Source organism: Paenibacillus sp. FW126-R14, from assembly GCF_058789495.1.
Genome location: NZ_JBYTBS010000004.1, coordinates 31,656 through 49,961 on the forward strand (window position 1 = coordinate 31,656; position 18,306 = coordinate 49,961).

Consider the following 18,306-nt stretch of genomic DNA (forward strand, 5'->3'; position numbering starts at 1 on the left):
GCTAACCTCCTTATAACCCTTGTACATACATGATATAGCAAACCAGTTAAGTTGAAAAGAAAAATCCACTTTATGGAAAACCAACCGCTCAATAGCTTCTAGCAGCTACGAGCGGTCGTTTGATTCTTATTTCTTGTTTGCTTTGCGCCATTCATCCAGCTGTTTTTGAGCTTCTACGGTAACTTTATCCAACCCGGCTTTCTTCAGTTTTTCGTTGATTTCGGCCATGGTTTTCTCCGGATCGGCAGATCCAAAGTTTAGCAGCGAATTCGTTACGCTGTTATATTGATTAACAATCGCATCGATCTGGGCCATCTCGGTTTTAATGGGATCGCGATTCAAAACAAAGCCGATTAATGGGGAAGCAATCGCTTCTTTGTTCACTTTCATCGTTTGCTCCCACACATCTTTCCCCTGCCCTGGACGAAGGAACATATTAAACTGACTGCCGATTTCCCAGTCCGTTCCCGGATTATATCCGCCGTTTGGCAAGGATTCGATGGTTCTGTCGTCCACTTTCTTGTAATGCTTGTCTTGAATGCCTACACACAATAACTGATATAATTCTTTATCGGCAAATAATAAATCCAGGTACATCATCGCACGTTCAGGATTTTTGGAATTTTGGTTGATCGCTGTCAACGATGAAATTAAACTCGTATTGGAAACGTAGGAAGGGCTTAACTGAACATCGGTTACATCATATCCTGCCCATCCTTTTGTATCGCCTTCATTGCCAGGCTTCACCGCTCCCGCTGGGAACATCCCGTATTTCCCCGTTTTTTGTTCCGCTTTATAATCTTTAATCGTAGCTGCGTCTTTACGAATGTATCCTTTGTTGTACCACTCGCGATTCATTTTGGCCAGTTCCATCGCTTCCGGAAGTTCATACAAATTCTTAATCTTAAAATCATTATTTTTCACATTAATGACAAGCGGATTCATTCCATCGCCCGTAACGGCGTCATAAACGAGTCCGGTTTCCATTCTGGAAAGAAACTCCGTTGAAACTGATGCGCCGCTCGTCGTAGGTACAATGCCAGGTTCATTTTGCTTCACATTTTCCAGAAATGGTTCTAAATCACGCAACGATTTGATCTTTGTTTTATCCAGTTTATACTTATCAGCTAAATCCTTTTTAATTGAAAATCCTTTCATTGTCGCCATAATCTGATAACCTGTTATGCCATATAGCTTGCCATTCACACGCGCACCTTCAAAAAATTGAGCTGGAACTGTTTCCTTGATATGCGAACCATATTTATTAAGAAGATCGTCTAACGGCAGGAAAGCTCCCTTGGCCACATTGTTGTAAAAATTATTTGTCCATGAAGCCGTGTACGTCAAATCCCAGTCCTCGCCTGCCGAAATAATCACTTTCATCTTGTCGTCGTAATTGCCCCAGTCAATGGTGTTCAATGTGATTGTCGTATTAATTTTTTCTTTCGTAATCTTGTTCATGGCCTCGACGACAGATTTTTCATCCGGCTGCGGCGTGCCGACTCGGTAGATGGTTAGATTCACAGGAGCAAGCTTAGCTGGAGTAGATGCCTCTGCCCCGCTTTTCGAACTCTCAGCTGGCGATACCGTTGCCGAAGTCCCTTCCGTTTTTCCGCTGCTGCAACCGCTAATTAAGGATGCTGCGCATACAATCGAAAATACGCTTCCTAACACTTTCTTCATGCTCTTCGTTTTCATGTGTTTATCCTCCCCTTAATCATACAATTTGGTATATATTTGAAACCTTACGGTGTCAAACCAACGTTAAGCATCTAGCCTTTAATAGATCCGACTGTAATCCCTTTGACAAAAAATCGTTGAAAGAAAGGGAAAATGAATAACATGGGGCCTGCCGCAACGACCGCCAGCGCAAAACGAGCGGATTGGCTTGGCAAAACGATATTAGACGTATTTGCTACGGACAGCGCGCTATTTAAGAAATCAATGTTAGACATGATCCGATAAAGCAAAAGCTGCAAACTAACATACTTGCCTGTATCAATAAACAACAAGCTTAACCAGTAATCGTTCCAATAGATGAGCACTGAAAATAAGGCTATTGTTGCTAATCCGGATTTGCTTACGGGAATAATAATGGAGAAAAATACGCGATATTCGCTTGCGCCATCCATTTTCGCCGATTCAATTAAAGCAAATGGGATTGTCGACATAAATCCTTTCATTAACAAGACTAGAAAAGGGGTTACGACATAGGGCAGTATTAATGCGAAAGGCGTATCCTTCAAATGCAAAATCCGTGAAATGAGAATGTACCATGGCACCAAACCGCCGCTGAACAAGAGCGTAAAAAAGATAAAAAAGGAAATTTTATTCGCCAAAAAGAAATCCTTCCTGCATATCACATAAGCTACCATCGCTGTGATCATAATGCTCAGCAATGTACCCGTTACTGTTACAAAAATCGTAACAAAGTAGGAGTGAAGAATTTGTCCGGGATTTTTAAATACGAATCGATACGCTTCCAGAGTGATAGCGCTAGGAAATAAGGAATAGCCTTTCGTTAATATCGTATTTTCGTTCGTAAATGACGCAGTGAGAACAAGTACAATGGGAACGATGCAGGCAATCGACGATAACAACAATACAATATGGATCACGGAAAGACTGATGCGCGATTTGATTCTCATTAAGAGGAACCTCCTTAGAACAGGGCGTTTTCTTTGCTAACCCTTCGAATGACGAAGTTTGTAAGTAAGATAATGATGAGGCCAACCAAAGATTGATAGAAACCGGCAGCCGATGCCATGCCAATATCTCCATTAATCCTCAAAGCTCTAAACACGAACGTATCAATGATATCTGTCGTTGGATAAAGCAGCGTAGAGTTCATCGTGACGTTATAAAACAGGTCGAAATTCCCAAAGAAAATGCGGCTTACTTGCAGCAGCACAAGCAGAATCATTAAAGGCTTCAGCAGAGGTAGGGTAATTGACCATACTTGCTGCCAAATGGTTGCGCCATCTATTTCCGCCGCTTCAAAATATTCAGAATCAATCGATATAATGGCCGTGTAATAGATAATGGCGTAATATCCCGCATTTTTCCATAAATTAACCGACATTAAAATATAAGGCCAATAGTGAGGCTCGTTATACCAAAGAACAGGCTCCTTGCCGAACCAGGATAATATCGTGTTTAGAAACCCATGGTTCATGTCCAGAAAAGCAAGACAAACATAGCTCACAATAACGAACGAGATAAAATAGGGGAAAAATAACGCCGTTTGATGGAACTTGATAAACTTTTTCGATACTTGATTCAAGAGCAGAGCAAGCGTAACGGAGACGATTAATGTGGAAATAATAAAAGCCACGTTGTAGAGCAGCGTGTTTCGGGTCATGACCCAAGCATCGCTGGAAGTAAAGATAAATTTAAAATTATCAAAACCACTCCATGGACTGTGGAGAATACCGTCCCTGTAATTGTAATTTTTAAAGGCCACTATCAATCCGTACAAAGGGATATAATTGAAAACAAGAACAAACATGCAAGCAGGCAAAGCTAAAACTAGCAACTGGTGAGACTGCCTGAGCTTCTTCCAAAAAGCAGAAATTTTATGCGCTGTGGGACCTCCTCTGATCATTGAAGTTGCAGGTACTCTCTCCATGTCAAACACTCCTCGTTCCGTATTTACCCTCCTAGGCCCGTTGCACTAGCAGGTTGTTTGTTGGCGTGACCTTATCATAGCTTCTGTACCTGTCTTTTTTAAACATCAAGTATATTGTTTTTCTATAATTTGGTATGTAAAAAAGAGCGATTTCTACAGAAACGTTTCAAATGATCATATTTGGGGTTCAAAAAAAACGGCGTTCACCCCGCATTGCGAGAGTAGACGCCGTAACAATCAAGAAACACGTTATGAATTAATTCATCTTTTCCAATTTCCACAATTGATTTCCTGATCCGCTGAATGGCCATTGAATAGTCGGATTGCCATCATTATTAGAAGCACCTGCATTGTCCAGCGATAGCCCGCTTTTTACGCTAACAATTTTGAAGTTGCCATTGCCAACGTTATAAATCATCCATCGTTGGTTATTTGAGGAGCTGCTTCCGAAATCCGTCCATTGTATAATTGGAGTTCCATTTGCATTGCTTCCACCCGATACATCCATAACCAAACCGCTAAACTTGTTTACAATTTTATAGTTACCTGAACCAACATCGACAAATGCCCATTTCTGGTCTGGCGCATCTACGGATGTTCGCTGCGCTACGGCTGCCCCCTTGGTTAAAGCGCTTCCAACTCCTAACGCCTTGCCGCTTTGCTTATTAACGATTCGGTATTCGGCATTAGAAGTAGAGGGTTTGTACTGAAACGCATCAATGCGGACATACGAATTGCTCGCGCTCGGGTCCTTCGTTCCTTTCACAACAACCTTGATCGTATGAAAGCCTTCGGATAGACCAGATTTCGTATAGAGAAGCTGCTTTTTCTTCGTGCTTGCGGAATACAAATTAATGTTCGCTTGATCGAGTATGCCGTCCATGTAAACATCGGCGAATCCCATATTGGACTGTTTAGCACCTATCCAGTTTACTTCCACTCCCTTGAATGTAAATTCCGCATATTGATTGGCGACATTGCTATATGTCTCCGTACTCAAATAATTGTCTGGGTTCGTGTCACTGGACCAACTGCCGCTGTATAGAATGGAAGCCGCGCGATCATCAGCAGTGGGTATTAGTTCTACGTTCCACAAGTGGGAAGTGCCATCCATTACCGAATTTAACAGCTGATCCTTATAACGTACGACGGGCTTGCTTCCGGAAGAAGAAGCAATCTGCACCGATACCAATTCCCTATTCGCCCATTCCATGCTAATCTCATACCCGCCTCTTGCTTTGATGCCTGCAATTTTCCCGTTCGTCCATCCACTCGGTAAGGCGGGAAGCAGTTCCACTTCGCCGGTATGGCTTTGAACAAACAGCTCTGGAAAATAACCATTCATTGGCTGCCATCTATACGTAGGTAAAAATTGATCAGTTAAATCAGCCCTTTTTACTTCCAGTGCTTTATCTGGTTCCCCCAGCCGAGTCCACATATATGCTTTATCCGGATGAACTCCTCCACTTCCGCGTAATTCCAATGATTTTCTCACTGCCGCGAACAAGTCGGGGGTTCCTCTTTTCGTAATCACGTCAAGAGGTCCTACACCAATCAGATGTGAAGCATGTCGATGAGACGGATCTACGCCTGGGTATTTGTTATTAAATTCTTTCAACTCCCCTTGAGATCCGATGGCAAAGGGGAGAAGCTGAGGGATTGCCGCGTTGATCCGGTTAATCAAATTCTGGTCTGCGGCGCTGTTAGCTTGCAAGATGCTTGCAGCTTCCAATACGTCGTGAAAGAGTTGGCGAATCAAGGTCATATCCATCGTCGTTCCTTGGCTTACCGCCAGTCTGGTTCCATCCGGCAGTTTATATCTGGTTTCCGGCGAAGTCGATGGCGACGTAACAAGATAGCCATCCTTATTCGTGACAAGCAGGTCAAGCGCAAATTCAGCTGATCCCTTCATTAACGGATAGGCGGTATTCCGCAAGAAATTCGTATCCAGTGTGAAGCGATAATGATCATAGAGATTGAAAGTTAGCCACATGCCTCCCATTGGCCAAATCGCCCACTCATTATCACTGTCTGCAAGAGCTGTCGAAGCCCATATATCCGAGTAATGCGGAGCCATCCAACCATCAAAGCCGAAATCCTGCTGCGCGGTTTGCGCACCATGAATGGCCAAATTATTCATCCATTTCCAGAGCGGATCGCCTGATTCACTCAAGTTAGCGCTTTCAATAATGGCGTAATGCTTTTCCACGTTTTCATTCAAAAAATGAGAGGAATCATTTGGGGCACTCCAGTCGTAGTTCCACATTCCCTGTTGATTACGGGGACGATCTTTCGTATTCTCGCGGGAACTAGCAATCATTTCATAACGGGTATACTGAAATTGTTTCAGAAATGGGAACGCATCCCCCGTGTTTCCATTTACTTCTGCCCAAAGTCTTCGAAAAAGCTTGCGATAGTCGTTCAGATGACTGTTTAGGAGTTCATCGTACGATTTAACGATTGCATTGTTCATAATGCCGGTAACAATTGGCGTGGGGTTATTCCCACCTTGGCTTGGATGCGGGAGCGTGAACGGATCCTTGTAGCTCGTCGCATTAGCATACATGATTAGGATTTCACTTGCACCGGAGATTTCCAGATTTCCGTTCAATGGCGTTACCGTTCCCCCCGTCGTTTTGACTCTTAAACGGGAATCGAAGGTCATGCCTCTGTTTGCATCCCAAGTCGTTCCACTTCCATAATTATAGGGAGCCTGCCCCGTCATCGTAATTTCATTACCGCTAGACTGAACGGACGCATGCCCCGTCATTTCAGCTGGAAAAGCCATTTTGGCCGTCAAGCTCATCGGTTTGTTCTCATTGTTGGATATCCGTATCACAATGATATTGTTCGGATAACTGGCGAATACTTCCCGGGTATAAGTAGTCGTACTGACCGTATATTGGGTGGTAACCATAGCTCGATCCAAATCAAGCTCACGGGAATAGCCCGTAAATCCCTCTGTTCCTGGTACGTCGAGGATCATTTTGCCTATTGGCAAATATCTGGCTCCGTAAGACGGTCTTCCCCACATCCCTTTTGCCGCTTCCTCTGCTTGTTTCAATTTGGTTTCTCTCACCCCATCGCTTGTCGCCTGATCTGCTTCCGCCAGCAATTGGCGAGTGTTCGCCAGAGCTGTACGCCGATTGGGGTTACTGAAATTAACAGGTTCTCCCGACCAGAAGGTTGTGTCGTTGAGTTGCAGTGTGTCTGTTGCGACGCCCCCGGCAATTCTTGCTCCGATACGACCGTTGCCTACGATCGTGCCGGTATAATCGTTTCCGCTTGCCTCCGTTGTCCATGTATACTTTAACTGCTCCCAGTTTCCGGCTTTTTGCTCCGGAAGGGAAGTGGACTCTGAACTGGCAAGAACCTTCTCTTGAAAAGCATTACCGCTAACAAGTAAGGATACTCCCAATACAGCAGTCAGAATCATCTTCATACTTATGTTCATCAATAATCCACCATCCTCGTCTAGAATTGTAAGCGCTTAAATTATAACGGTTGCATCTTCTTCTTTGATACAACTTACTTAATAAAGTGAATCGTTATCACCTCCTTTTCATGCGCTTCCAGAATGAGGAGCGCTATTTCTAAGTTGAGAATATGCAAAAAAACTCCTATCTGTATACAGCAAAATTGGAGGAAATAAGTTTTTCTGTAGGTAAAATCGAGCAATTTGTGCAAAACAAACAAAAATAAATTAAAAAAGCCCGTTTCATCTAGTCCCAGGAACTAAATGAAACAAGCTTTTTAACCTACATCGCCACAGGCTGCCCAAGCTTAGCAGACTCATAAGCGGCAAGGGCTACCTCTGCGGCTTTGAGACCGTCTTCGCCCGTGACGGGGACTTGTTCGCCTTGAAGCAGCGCCTTGACGAAGTCGCGGATCATGAACGCGTCCATATCGTCGCCCCAGAAGGTATACTGTCCTTTGCCCGCAGCATTGCTGAACAGATCGTTCTTCTGCGCGAAGCCGTCCACGGTGATGACGCCCTGCGTACCGACAATTTCCATCGTGACGTCGCCCCAAGTCGGGAACGATTTGGGACGCGACCAGCTCGTGTCCAGGACGGCAAAGACGCCGTTTTCGAACTTAACGTGCAGCATGCCGGCATCCTCCACTTCAAGCTCTTCCCGAAACAACGTGGCGGCATAGGCGTATACTTCCTTCACTTTGGACTTAAGGAACCAATGCATTAAGTCCATCACATGCACGGTATGGTCCAGCAGAGCGCCGCCTCCCGATAAGCTCTTATCGATGAACCAGCCGCCAGGATTGCCTCCATGATTCGTCCCTTTAATCGCGACTATGTCGCCAATGTCCCCCCGCTCGATAGCTTCCTTCGCCCGTACCACAGCCGCCAAGTAGCGGCATGGAAACGCCGTCATAAGCTGCACGCCGTTATGCTTGCAGGCCGCAATCATTTGCTCCATCTCTTCCTTTGTCGTACCGAGCGGCTTCTCGCAAAGCACATGCTTCTTGGCATTGGCCGCATCGATCACAAGCTTGGCGTGGTGAACATTCTCCGAGCAAATGACCACGGCGTCCACATCTTGTGCGAGCAGGTCGCGGTAATCCGCATAATACGGTACTTCGTGGCGTTGGGCGAGACCTTCAACCCGGCTTGTCACTTCATCGGCAATCCCAACGATTTTGACCTCAGGCAGCTCTAGTAAGCTATTAAAATAACTGAATGCATGACCGTGCGCGAAGCTAATCATGCCAATTTTCAATAAATCCATGATAAGTTCCTCCCTGATTGTTTGGCTCTTTTTACAGCAGCACGACTTTGCCGGATTGAATCGATTCCAGCGCAGCTTTGGCGATTCTTAATGCTTCGCATGCATCTTGAGCGGTTACGATCGGATCGTTGCCGTCGCGGATACAAGTCAGAAAATGTTCAAGCTCGATGTAATAAGGATCAAAGAAGTTCGGACTTTGCGGGATTTCAACCGCTTTCGCACCGCTCTCTTTAGATGAAGCCTTGCGTATTTGCAATGACTGAGCGCTCACGCTGTCCGTGCGGACAAGTCCCTCGGAGCCGGCAAACTCTGCCGCATACCGGAATGAGCCCGGATACCCCCAGAACGCCTCTAAATTGGCGACCGCACCGCTTTCAAATACAAGCGTTACGAGTGCATAATCCATCGTTCCCTCACATTTGTTCATCCCATAGACCGACTTGACCTCGCCAAGCGTCCAGCGCATGAAATCGATGTCGTGGATCATCAAATCCACGATTACGCCTCCGCTTTTGTCCGCCTCCATAAACCAGGGCCTGGCCTCTCCCGGATGACCGCCTACACGCCGGGCATTCGCAACCCCAACTTTGCCGATGTGTCCGCTATCGATCTGCTGTTTCATCTGCGCATATTCCGGGAAAAAGCGTACGACATGTCCGATGAACAGCCTGACCTCATGCTCCTCGCAGCAGGAAATCATCTCGCGCGCATCTTCCAGATGAAGCGCTACCGGCTTCTCGCAAATTACATGCTTCCCTGCTCTTGCGGCTTGGAGCACAACCTCTTTATGTGCAAAAGTTGGCACTGCGACGCTGACCACGTCAACCGAAACGGCCGCAAGCATCTCCTCAAACGACCCGAATGCTGCCGTTCCCCATTTTTTAGCCGCATCTTCCGCATACTCCATGACTTGATCGCATACGCCAACCAGCTCTACGCCGGGCATCTTCGCATAACTCTGCGCATGCCACTGTCCCATTCCGCCACAGCCGACAACTGCCACTTTCATCTCTCACTCGCCCTTTCAATTGTTGTATACTAATTAATGCAATCATAACGATTCGGCAGCGATTCAAAAATGACGCGTTTTGTCTTGTTTATATCCAAATTTGCCGTGATGGACAAGGTGATCATACTCATGGAAACTTTTCAAGAACCGATTCATTATCAAAATGAGCATCTATGTATGAAAGTGTGGCAGTTCACCAATACCAATCCGAAAAGGCCGCTGGGGCAGCAATGGCATTATCACAAAGAGGTTGAGTTAATTGTTGTGCAGCAGGGGAAGCTTGACATTCGCACCCCGGACAACCTGTACCGCCTCTCACCGGGCGATATTGTCCTGATCGGCTCCTCCCAGCTCCATCTCAGCTTCAAGCCAGAGGACGAAGCGCTCGTTTATATCGTGCTCCACGTCGATCTTCAGCCTTATTTCGACCCTGCGATGATGATGTATTACCGGCATTTTTCGGAAATGGTACGGCCTCTCGAAGATCTGAACTACATGTTCCTCGAAAATGAGCACGCCAAACGAGAGATCGGCCGAATCATCGTCGATATTCATACTGAAATGATGGATAAAACCAAAGGCTATGAAATCGCCATGAGCATGCATATCAAGCATTTGCTGCTAACGCTGCTGCGGCATGACCGGAGGGAACTGCTTCAGCCGTTTGGCTTTGTGGATGCAGCCGTCATGAAACCTATTCTGGACTACGTCGAGGCTCATTTAGGGGAAAAAATCGAAATGGAAGAAGTTAGCCGGACCGCCGGCATGAGCTACACGTATTTCTCCAAATTTTTCAAAAAATGCGTCGGCCTCTCGTTCACCGATTATGTGAACCGGCAAAGAATTCGGAAAGCCGAACAGATGCTCATCACCAAAACGGACATTGTCACCGAGATCGCAGCTGCCGTCGGCATCGAGAATATGGCACATTTCTATGAGCTCTTTAAGCGTTACAATGGCTGCACGCCGAAGGAATATGTCAGGAAACTGCTGTGGGAGAGCTGATGTGAACGAATAAAGGGGCAGGCGAAAGCCACCCGACCTCCAGGCTTACTTTGGGTAAGCCTCGAAGCAGGAAGCTGTTGAATCTACGGTTGTTCTTGTGCAATTTTGCTTCAGCAGCCAAATTAGTGGGAAAATTTCCCTCTAATTTGGCTGCTGAAGCCTGTCAGCTCCATTTAGCAGGAAAAACTCCTTCTATTTACACCAAATTCACGAGGATTCTCTGATTCAGGTCAAATTAACGGGAGGTTTTCCTTCTAAATACCTTGCAAGGTCATCATTCGAACCATTTAGCGGGAGATTTTCCCGTTAGATGCCTCTTTGATGTTCATGAGCAGCAGCGTTATTTTTCAATCGGGCCGGTGTCCACGACTTCAAAATCGCTGCCTTTGAGCTGACCGAGCTTATGCAAATCATCGTCATCCCATTTCGGGTCAGGCGCTCCGCTCACATAGAGATTGCTGCCGTTGTCCGCGACGATCATGCCATATTTCTTCATCGCACGAAGAATCGCCTGATTCGTAGGTGAATAGCCGGATACGTCGAAATCGGCCCGCAGCCTTAGCCGCAGTCCCATTGGCGGCAGATTCGGATCGGTGCTGCTCGAAGCATAATGGGTGGCTGGGGCGATAAAGCCGCGCTGCGTTTTTGAGACCGTGAAACGCAGTGCATGGTTGATTTCCCCGGCGGAGGCTTCATCATAACGGACAAGCCCCGGGAAGATCGGCAGTCCGGCTGCGTCGGCGGAAGTCCAGTACTTGGGCCGGAGCGCGTTGGATGTCAAATCCCACTTCGCTCCGTTCGAAGCTTTCCAACCGGTTGGCGTGTAGTGTGCGTTGTACAATTCATACAGCAATTGGTTGTCTTTATCGACGACAATGACATGCCGGTCGCCGTCGCTGTCAGGGCCGCCTTCAATCGGCGCATTGGCCGGTATCGGATAAGGACCCGGATCGCTCTCGTCGCCATAGTCCGTAAAGGCAACGTTCACTTTCGGCTGATCGCCGCTCACAATCGTGTACGGAATCCCGATATCGGCTCCTTGCCACGTGGTGCCGAAATCAGCATGCACACTGGTGTTCAATCCAATGGAGGCCATATACTGCTTAGAATTCTTATGTACCGGATATTTGGAAATGTCCGTATTCCAAGGATTATCCTTGGGAAATACTTGCAATGCCGCTGATCCTGGCGAAGGCTTCTGCACCGGCTTGTCCCCAACATAAATCGAGCTTGTCGCATCATCCCAAGAGACCGGTTTCCCCAACGATTCAGACAAAAATCGCAGCGGTACGTACGTCGTATCCTTGTAAATGAAGCCTTGCAAATCTTGCGGCGGCTGTTTGTTCACTCCGTCGAAATAATACTGTAATTTTCGAAAATAAACGTCTATGCCGACCGGGGTCGCCGCGTAGGTAAGCCCTGAGAAAAATAAGGCTCCACAGACGAATCCGACCGTTCCCGCTTTCCATTTACCCAACAATATCAACCTCCATTATCAGTTATTGGCCATTCTACAGCCTAACACAAAATAATTCGAAAGCTATCCGTCTATTCAGGCCGTTTCAACGCGAAAGAGAGTCCCATCATCTCGGAAGTAATAAGAAATTTCATCCGTTATCGTGCTTAATCTGACGGATTTGTCGGTGAACTTCTCGATGATTCCGCGGTCTACTTCACAGTAAACGCCGTCAGCATCCATTTGCAGCACGGAAACCGTCGTTTGGGATAGCGCTGCGGCAAATAGATCCGCGTCAGACTCTAACATTCTATGCATGAGCTTCGCCCCCACCTTCGGCTAGGTCAGTAACGACCGGCTGCTTATAATAAAACTAATAATGTATGAAAGGCAGAAGCCCTCTAGAACTTAGCAATAAGTCCCAGGCGCCTCTGCCTTTTTTCTGCTTATTTAAAATGTCCCTTCGGCTTTTTGCCGCTCCATCGTTCGTCAACCTTCTCGCTTGCCGACTGGTATCTGGCATCTACACTCAAGCGGTAGAGATTGGTCGTATTCTCCAGCGAGCAGTGCATCAAAAACATGCCGAAGATTAACACATCCCCAGCCTGGAATTCCGTTGTTGCCCACTGACCGCCGAACTTCTCTGTAATAACGAGCGGATCATCGGTATAGTGGCCGATTCCATCGCGATCCGAATCTTTGGAGCCATACGATTGCTTCAACGATTCGAAACGGTGCGAACCTAGGCAAATAGCCAGTCCACCCATCTCATACGATACGTCTCCCAGAGGCGACCATACGGTGTAAACGTTCTGAGTTCCTCGCCCCATATATACGATATCGTAATGAGCTCCCGTAAAATCGCCTTTGCCTACGGCGCGGAGCCATTTGTAATGATACGTAAGCGACTGCTCGCCAAGGAATTCATCGAAAAATCCCATGATATGTTCGCCATTCAATACATTTAAGAGCGCGGGCAAATCTTCATTCGTTCCTCCCATAAAAATGGTTTTGCTGCCGTCGGCCATGACGCCTTCTTCCAGCTGCGTATCCCGGTCCAGCTTGCCCATCCGGACCATTTTTTCTAAAATACTGGTTCGAGCCTGGAGCACTTTATCACGGTCATGGAATCCGCGGATCAGCAAATATCCGTCTTCCGCCATCCGCTCCCGCAGCGCCTGCTTATCCTGCATAATATCGTTGGAACTTCTTAGCTCCGTCAACTGTTTGCCATCCATCTCCAATTCGCGGTTTCCTACTTTCACTATCATGATTACATACACTCCTTTATGTGTGGCATCTGAGTTAAGTGTAAGCGGAAAACACGCTTTCATCCATGGATTGAAGTTGCTATTGCATGTATAATTGTACGTGTAACAATCACATTTTGCAGTCTAATCTTCAAATTTAATGTACCACAGAACAATTCTCAAGGAGATAAGCAGCATGTCCTATATGAATATCCCGTATGGTCTGGATAGAGAACCTATTCCGCTTCCGCAATTTATTTCCATTTGGAAAGTGCAGGCGAACGACACCTACAACATTAGGAAAGGGAAAGGCTTTGATGCTCCCGGTCTGTTTATCACCTACGAAGGGAAAGGTATTCTTTCTCAAGGGGAGCAGGATCACGAATTGCGCGCAGGCACCTGCTTTTTCGTCCAAGAGTCGATTCCTTCTACGTACAGATGCCAAGACAACGATTGGAAGTTTTATTTTCTTGACTTCAGCTCCTTGGATGTGATGCCCTTCCTGCAACTGCCTGTCGGCAGCGTAATATCAACGGGCAAAGTGGCGGATGCCATTCAATTGTGTGAACGAATGATCGATACGTTGATTGCCGAGCCTTTTGGCTACGCCTACTCAGCGAATATGATCCTGCAGGAATTGCTGCTCCTTTTCGCTAAAGAGCATTCGGCAGCCCCTGCTTCCCGCCATACCGAGCTCAACAACATATTGATCTATATTCATCGGAATATGAACAAGGCCATTCGAATCGAAGAACTCATCGCACAAAGCGGCTTGTCGCGAACAACTTTCTTCTCCCGCTTCCGCTCGATAACGGGCCAATCTCCCAGCGATTACATCTTGAATTTAAAGCTCGAATCGGCCAAAGTGTCTCTGGAAACGACGAACGTTTCCCTTAAGGAGATTGCCGCTCACTTGCAATTTTATGATGAATTTCACTTTTCCAAATTGTTCAAACGGAAATATGGTTTGTCTCCCAGCGCATTCCGCCGTCTGAAAGATTAATATGTGTCTTGCCACAATTTCCTTAAGTTATTCATGCCGATCCGTGAACCCAATTCGCAATCTTCCATCCCTTCGAACTCCACGGTTACATAGCCGTCATAGCCCGAGCTTTTGATCAGCTTGACGATCTCTCTGATCTCGATGTCGCCATGGCCGACGATTGCGCCTCTTAAATAGTTGCCGTTCGCAGTCCGGAACCAATTGCCTTCACCCGGATCTTGAAAATACGGTCTGAAATAAAAATCTTTAAAGTGGATCAAAGAAGCGTAAGGCAAGTTTTTGCGAACGCCGACAAGAGGAGCTTCGTCCACACACATAAAATTGCCCACATCGAGCGTCGTTTTAAAGTTATGCCGGTTCACCTCGAGCAGCACACGCTGCACACGGTCGCTTGCTTGAACGGAAAAACCGTGATTTTCAATCGTTGTCGTAATGCCGTATTCCGCCGCGTAGTCGGCAATTATTTGGCTGCCGCGAACGATGAGCGGTAAGCTGTCCTCAAAGTACTTAATTGTCATTTTCTCCGGAGGCAGCGTAAAGGCCGTAACATCATGGCGCATATGCCGCATGCCTAATCGGTGCACAAGATCAACGTGCTGCTTGACGCGAGCCATCTCCGCTTCGAACTCCGCCTCCGTCTCTTGTACGAAATTGGCGGGAATCGAGTAGTTCGACAGCTCAATGCCGATCGAAGAGGCCTTCTCCCTGAGCGCATCCGCCAATTCCAAGTTATCGACCAGCGTATAGCCGTACGGGACAAGCTCCAGATGCTCGCCGCCGTTATCTTTCACCCACTGAACAGCATCCAGAATGGTCATTTTTCCTGATTTCAACGCTTGCAGCAAACTGTACGAACTAAGTCCGATTTTCATCTTCATACCTCCAGATAGTTATTTACATTCATTTATATTGCTTCGGACTAACGCCCACATACTTTTTAAATATTCTTGAAAAATAGGTCCGTTCCATATAGCCCAATTTAAGCGCTATCATTTCAATATTGTGCTGTTTTTCTTTTAACAGGCCGCAGGCGATTTTCATTTTGAAGCGATGATAATAATCGACGAAATTCACCCCCGTTTCCTGCTTGAAATATCTCGAGAAATAGCTCGGATTCAAAAACAAATAATCGGCGATATCGACCATCGAAATATTTTCAGATAAATGATCGGTAATATAACGGTCGATTTGCTGCAGTTTGGGCTTTTTGTCTATACGCGTATTGATTTTGACGGCAAGGAGCTCCATTAATTTGTTATTCAGCAGTTCAAGGCTCTCTTTCAACCGCTTGCATCTCAACAGGCAGCTATGAAACGCTTCTTCGCTGTTCAGCTTGGCTTCCAATTCGATGAGGCGAATGCGATTCGAGCATGCTGCGAGAAACATCTCTGGCTCCACCCGCTCCTCCCGGGCAAAAGCTTCCAGCGCGAGAAGTGACCGCGTGATATTGCCTGAATGGGAATCTCTCACGGCCTCCGCGATCCGGTCCCATTGTTCTACCAAGGAATGACTGACATTCCACAGCGGTGCTTCTGCTGATTTCATAAGTCCAAAGTCGTCATCCTCATAGAAAGAACATTTCTGCCACTGCTTCATAGCCTTGTAATTTGCTCTTATGCCCTCCACACCTTTAAAACAAGCGCCGTAATGAAGAAACACATCCATTTTCAAATACTGCCTGATCAGCTCCCGCAGCGACAATAAGTAGTCCTTAAACAAGGTTGCCCTGTTCACGCTAAGGTTAGGCTGATAATTGCAAATACAGATCATTTGGCCTTCTTGATCCGCGAATAACGTCACCTGCTGCCGGGATTCCAAAGACAATTCATTCGCGATGTTCCCCGCAGCATATAACAGCAGATTCAAATCCTCATACTTGTACTGTTTATGAACGTAAGCCCTATGAAAAGAACCTATCGCCATAATAAAATGCGAATGCTCCCAGTTGATGCCTAACCGCTTGCCGTAGCTGAGCATTTCCGTTGCCGAGGAAGTTTTGAGAAGCTGTTGAAAATAGATCTGCTTGAGCAAATCTTTATTTTTAATCAAGTCTTGCTTGTACACAATGTCCTCTACTTGATTCTTGGCCTCGGTTAACAACTGAATAGCTTTACGCAGGCTCACGCTGAGCTGTTCCGGTGTTAATTCATCCTTAATCAAATAATCGACAGCATCCAATTGCACCGCCTTTCTGGCGTAATGAAATTCTTCATGACACGTTAAAAATACGACCTGTAACTCAGGCTTGAGCGCTTTCATCTGAGCGACCAGCTCCAACCCGTCCATCTGCGGCATGCCAATATCCGTAATTACCAAATCCAGAGGGGTGTCATGGAAAATCTGCATGGCGCTTTCCCCGGAATGCGCAGTCGCAGCCAGCCGCAGCCCTAACGATTCCCACATAATGAGCTTTGTTAAGTATTTGATCATCGGGACATCGTCATCCACCAACATGACATTCAACATGCAGATCCCCCCGCATCTATTTTTTGGGTAAAGCCAAGTACAATCGTCAATCCTCCGAGCTCGCTCTGTGCGCAAGTCATCGACGAGCTGCTGCCGTACGTCATTTTGAGGCGCTGAAGCACATTCCACAATCCTACCCGCTTGTAGGATTGCCATGCTTCGGCATCCGGTGAACTTTGCAGCTCCGCATTGAGCTGATTTTGCTGCTCGACACTCATGCCCAGCCCGTTATCGGAAATATGAATTTCCACCCAATCTTCAGTCTGTTCCGCTTCAATAACGATCTTCGGCCGGTCTACGGCTTTCTTAAAGCCGTGCACAAAAGCATTTTCCACGACAGGCTGGAGCAGCAGCTTCGGAAACTCCAAATTCGACAGCACCGGCGGAAGCGCAACGTCCAGCTGAACCTCAATATCACTGCGCATCTGCATAATGTCCACATAATGAAATAAAAGCTTGCATTCGTTCCCAAGACTGGTTGGTTCATTGAATTTCATATAAGCCCTTAGCAAGCTCATCAAAGAGTTGATTTTCTGACTATGGATCATCTCGTTATCCAGTAATAGATTGCATTTTATCGAGTTCAGCGTATTCATCAGGAAGTGGGGACGAATTTGCGAATAGAGCGCTTGAAGCTCCAATTCGCGCTTCTGTTCTTGCTCCTGCTCGTTTTCCCAAATCAGCTGGTTGATTTGTTCCAGCATGATATTCAGTGTTCTGCCGAGCTCTGAAATCTCATCTTTTCCGCGCTCTTCAAAGCGAATCCGGCGATTGCCGTTGCCGAATTGCTCAACTCCGGCTTGCAGCTTGCGGATAGGGCGGTGAAGCCGCTTCGCAACGTACATCGAAATGAAGAAGAAGATGAGAAAGAAAGGGATGATAAGCAGCATCGTAATAAAAAACGTCTTCGTAATTTCACCGGTAACTTGGGATTCCGGCGTTTCGCTGATGAGCTTCCAGCCCGAATATTGAATGGGGCTTTCATTTCTGATGTTATTTCTCATGGCAGCACTTCCATTGGAGACCTCACGGTTCCCCGCAATAAACTGGCCATACGCATCAAACAGCGCCAGCTTCGAAGTTCCTAGCTGAGCGAACGCTTTCATAAAATAACGGTCAGGAATTGAAATAAACAATGTAGCTAAAGGCTGAGCATCGTTCGGAGATTTGATCACCCTTGCGAGCAGATAGGAGCTATTGGTTAATGCCGTTGTCGAATGGGTTGGAACAGTCCCAAGCCATTGCAGGATATTAGCCTTTGACATATCTACGCGCGTTTTGACGTTTTCGTATTGCTGCCTAATGACTTCGGGGTCAGACCCTTGAATCTCACTGGACTGAACGATAAATCCCGCTTGATTCGACACATACATCAGAATATCCGGATTCATCGTTTTCACATCAATCAGTCCGAAAAAGTCTTTGATTTGCAAATACGTTTCATAATCATTGAAGCTCTCGATGCGCTTCATATTCGTAAAGGTGCGCAGCTGTTTTCTAACGCTTTCATCTTGAACAAAAAAGTTGGAAGCATACGTCATATCGTCAACCGTTTTGGAAATATCCTTCGCGATGACCGTGAGCACCGTTTGATTGCTGAGGAAAATTTTCTCCTTCACATTTTTATGCGCGATCGAATAATTGAGAAAAGAGGCCACGACAGTCGGCAGCAAAATAAAGCAGAGAAATGAGATTTGGATGCGTCGATAGAAAGAAAATCGAAAAAGCGAGTGTATTCTCATAG

At 46.4% G+C, this 18,306-nt stretch carries 14 protein-coding genes; 2 read left to right on the forward strand and 12 right to left on the reverse strand.

Going from position 1 to position 18,306, the window contains the following annotated elements; all coding sequences use genetic code 11:
* Window positions 1-126: 126 nt before the first annotated feature.
* The 6 genes from AC3WRW_RS03870 to AC3WRW_RS03895 form a co-directional block, all read right to left on the reverse strand.
* Window positions 127-1,698 carry an ABC transporter substrate-binding protein gene (locus AC3WRW_RS03870; protein WP_492545043.1) on the reverse strand — a complete coding sequence of 524 codons (1,572 nt, stop codon included), beginning with the start codon at window positions 1,696-1,698 and terminating at the stop codon, window positions 127-129.
* Window positions 1,699-1,772: 74 nt separating this feature from the next.
* Complete coding sequence (locus AC3WRW_RS03875) at window positions 1,773-2,648, reverse strand: carbohydrate ABC transporter permease (protein WP_492545044.1); 876 nt, start codon at window positions 2,646-2,648, stop codon at window positions 1,773-1,775.
* Between the two features lie 14 nt (window positions 2,649-2,662).
* Window positions 2,663-3,478 (reverse strand): ABC transporter permease, encoded by an 816-nt coding sequence (locus tag AC3WRW_RS03880; protein ID WP_492545045.1) that lies wholly within the window; start codon window positions 3,476-3,478, stop codon window positions 2,663-2,665.
* A 406-nt stretch (window positions 3,479-3,884) separates the two neighbouring features.
* The gene (locus AC3WRW_RS03885; RefSeq protein ID WP_492545046.1) at window positions 3,885-7,082 is read right to left on the reverse strand and encodes a glycosyl hydrolase family 95 catalytic domain-containing protein; all 3,198 of its coding nucleotides are present in this window, start codon (window positions 7,080-7,082) and stop codon (window positions 3,885-3,887) included.
* Window positions 7,083-7,386: 304 nt separating this feature from the next.
* Window positions 7,387-8,373, reverse strand: a complete 987-nt coding sequence (locus tag AC3WRW_RS03890) for a Gfo/Idh/MocA family protein (protein WP_492545047.1) — start codon at window positions 8,371-8,373, stop codon at window positions 7,387-7,389.
* A gap of 31 nt (window positions 8,374-8,404) precedes the next feature.
* Window positions 8,405-9,382 carry a Gfo/Idh/MocA family protein gene (locus tag AC3WRW_RS03895; protein WP_492545048.1) on the reverse strand — a complete coding sequence of 326 codons (978 nt, stop codon included), beginning with the start codon at window positions 9,380-9,382 and terminating at the stop codon, window positions 8,405-8,407.
* Between the two features lie 129 nt (window positions 9,383-9,511).
* On the opposite strand from AC3WRW_RS03895, the gene AC3WRW_RS03900 reads away from it, so the two are divergent.
* On the forward strand, window positions 9,512-10,387 hold the full coding sequence (locus AC3WRW_RS03900) for a helix-turn-helix domain-containing protein (RefSeq protein ID WP_492545049.1): 876 nt from the start codon (window positions 9,512-9,514) through the stop codon (window positions 10,385-10,387).
* Between the two features lie 340 nt (window positions 10,388-10,727).
* Here the strand turns inward: AC3WRW_RS03900 and AC3WRW_RS03905 are convergent, their stop codons facing one another.
* The 3 genes from AC3WRW_RS03905 to AC3WRW_RS03915 form a co-directional block, all read right to left on the reverse strand.
* The gene (locus AC3WRW_RS03905; RefSeq protein WP_492545050.1) at window positions 10,728-11,864 is read right to left on the reverse strand and encodes a stalk domain-containing protein; all 1,137 of its coding nucleotides are present in this window, start codon (window positions 11,862-11,864) and stop codon (window positions 10,728-10,730) included.
* 75 nt (window positions 11,865-11,939) lie between these two features.
* Complete coding sequence (locus AC3WRW_RS03910; RefSeq protein ID WP_492545051.1) at window positions 11,940-12,161, reverse strand: hypothetical protein; 222 nt, start codon at window positions 12,159-12,161, stop codon at window positions 11,940-11,942.
* 128 nt (window positions 12,162-12,289) lie between these two features.
* Window positions 12,290-13,114 (reverse strand): phytanoyl-CoA dioxygenase family protein, encoded by an 825-nt coding sequence (locus tag AC3WRW_RS03915; RefSeq protein WP_492545052.1) that lies wholly within the window; start codon window positions 13,112-13,114, stop codon window positions 12,290-12,292.
* Window positions 13,115-13,289: 175 nt separating this feature from the next.
* On the opposite strand from AC3WRW_RS03915, the gene AC3WRW_RS03920 reads away from it, so the two are divergent.
* The gene (locus AC3WRW_RS03920) at window positions 13,290-14,096 is read left to right on the forward strand and encodes an AraC family transcriptional regulator (RefSeq protein ID WP_492545053.1); all 807 of its coding nucleotides are present in this window, start codon (window positions 13,290-13,292) and stop codon (window positions 14,094-14,096) included.
* Here the strand turns inward: AC3WRW_RS03920 and AC3WRW_RS03925 are convergent.
* Genes AC3WRW_RS03925 through AC3WRW_RS03935 form a run of 3 tightly spaced genes read right to left on the reverse strand, consistent with a single transcriptional unit; the run spans window position 14,093 to window position 18,304 of the window.
* Complete coding sequence (locus AC3WRW_RS03925) at window positions 14,093-14,968, reverse strand: sugar phosphate isomerase/epimerase family protein (protein ID WP_492545054.1); 876 nt, start codon at window positions 14,966-14,968, stop codon at window positions 14,093-14,095. The two genes, AC3WRW_RS03920 and AC3WRW_RS03925, sit on opposite strands and share 4 nt — an antisense overlap.
* 28 nt (window positions 14,969-14,996) lie before the next feature.
* On the reverse strand, window positions 14,997-16,562 hold the full coding sequence (locus AC3WRW_RS03930) for a response regulator transcription factor (protein WP_492545055.1): 1,566 nt from the start codon (window positions 16,560-16,562) through the stop codon (window positions 14,997-14,999).
* Window positions 16,556-18,304 carry a sensor histidine kinase gene (locus tag AC3WRW_RS03935; protein WP_492545056.1) on the reverse strand — a complete coding sequence of 583 codons (1,749 nt, stop codon included), beginning with the start codon at window positions 18,302-18,304 and terminating at the stop codon, window positions 16,556-16,558. Before AC3WRW_RS03935 ends, AC3WRW_RS03930 begins: the two co-directional genes overlap by 7 nt.
* Window positions 18,305-18,306 lie beyond the last annotated feature (2 nt).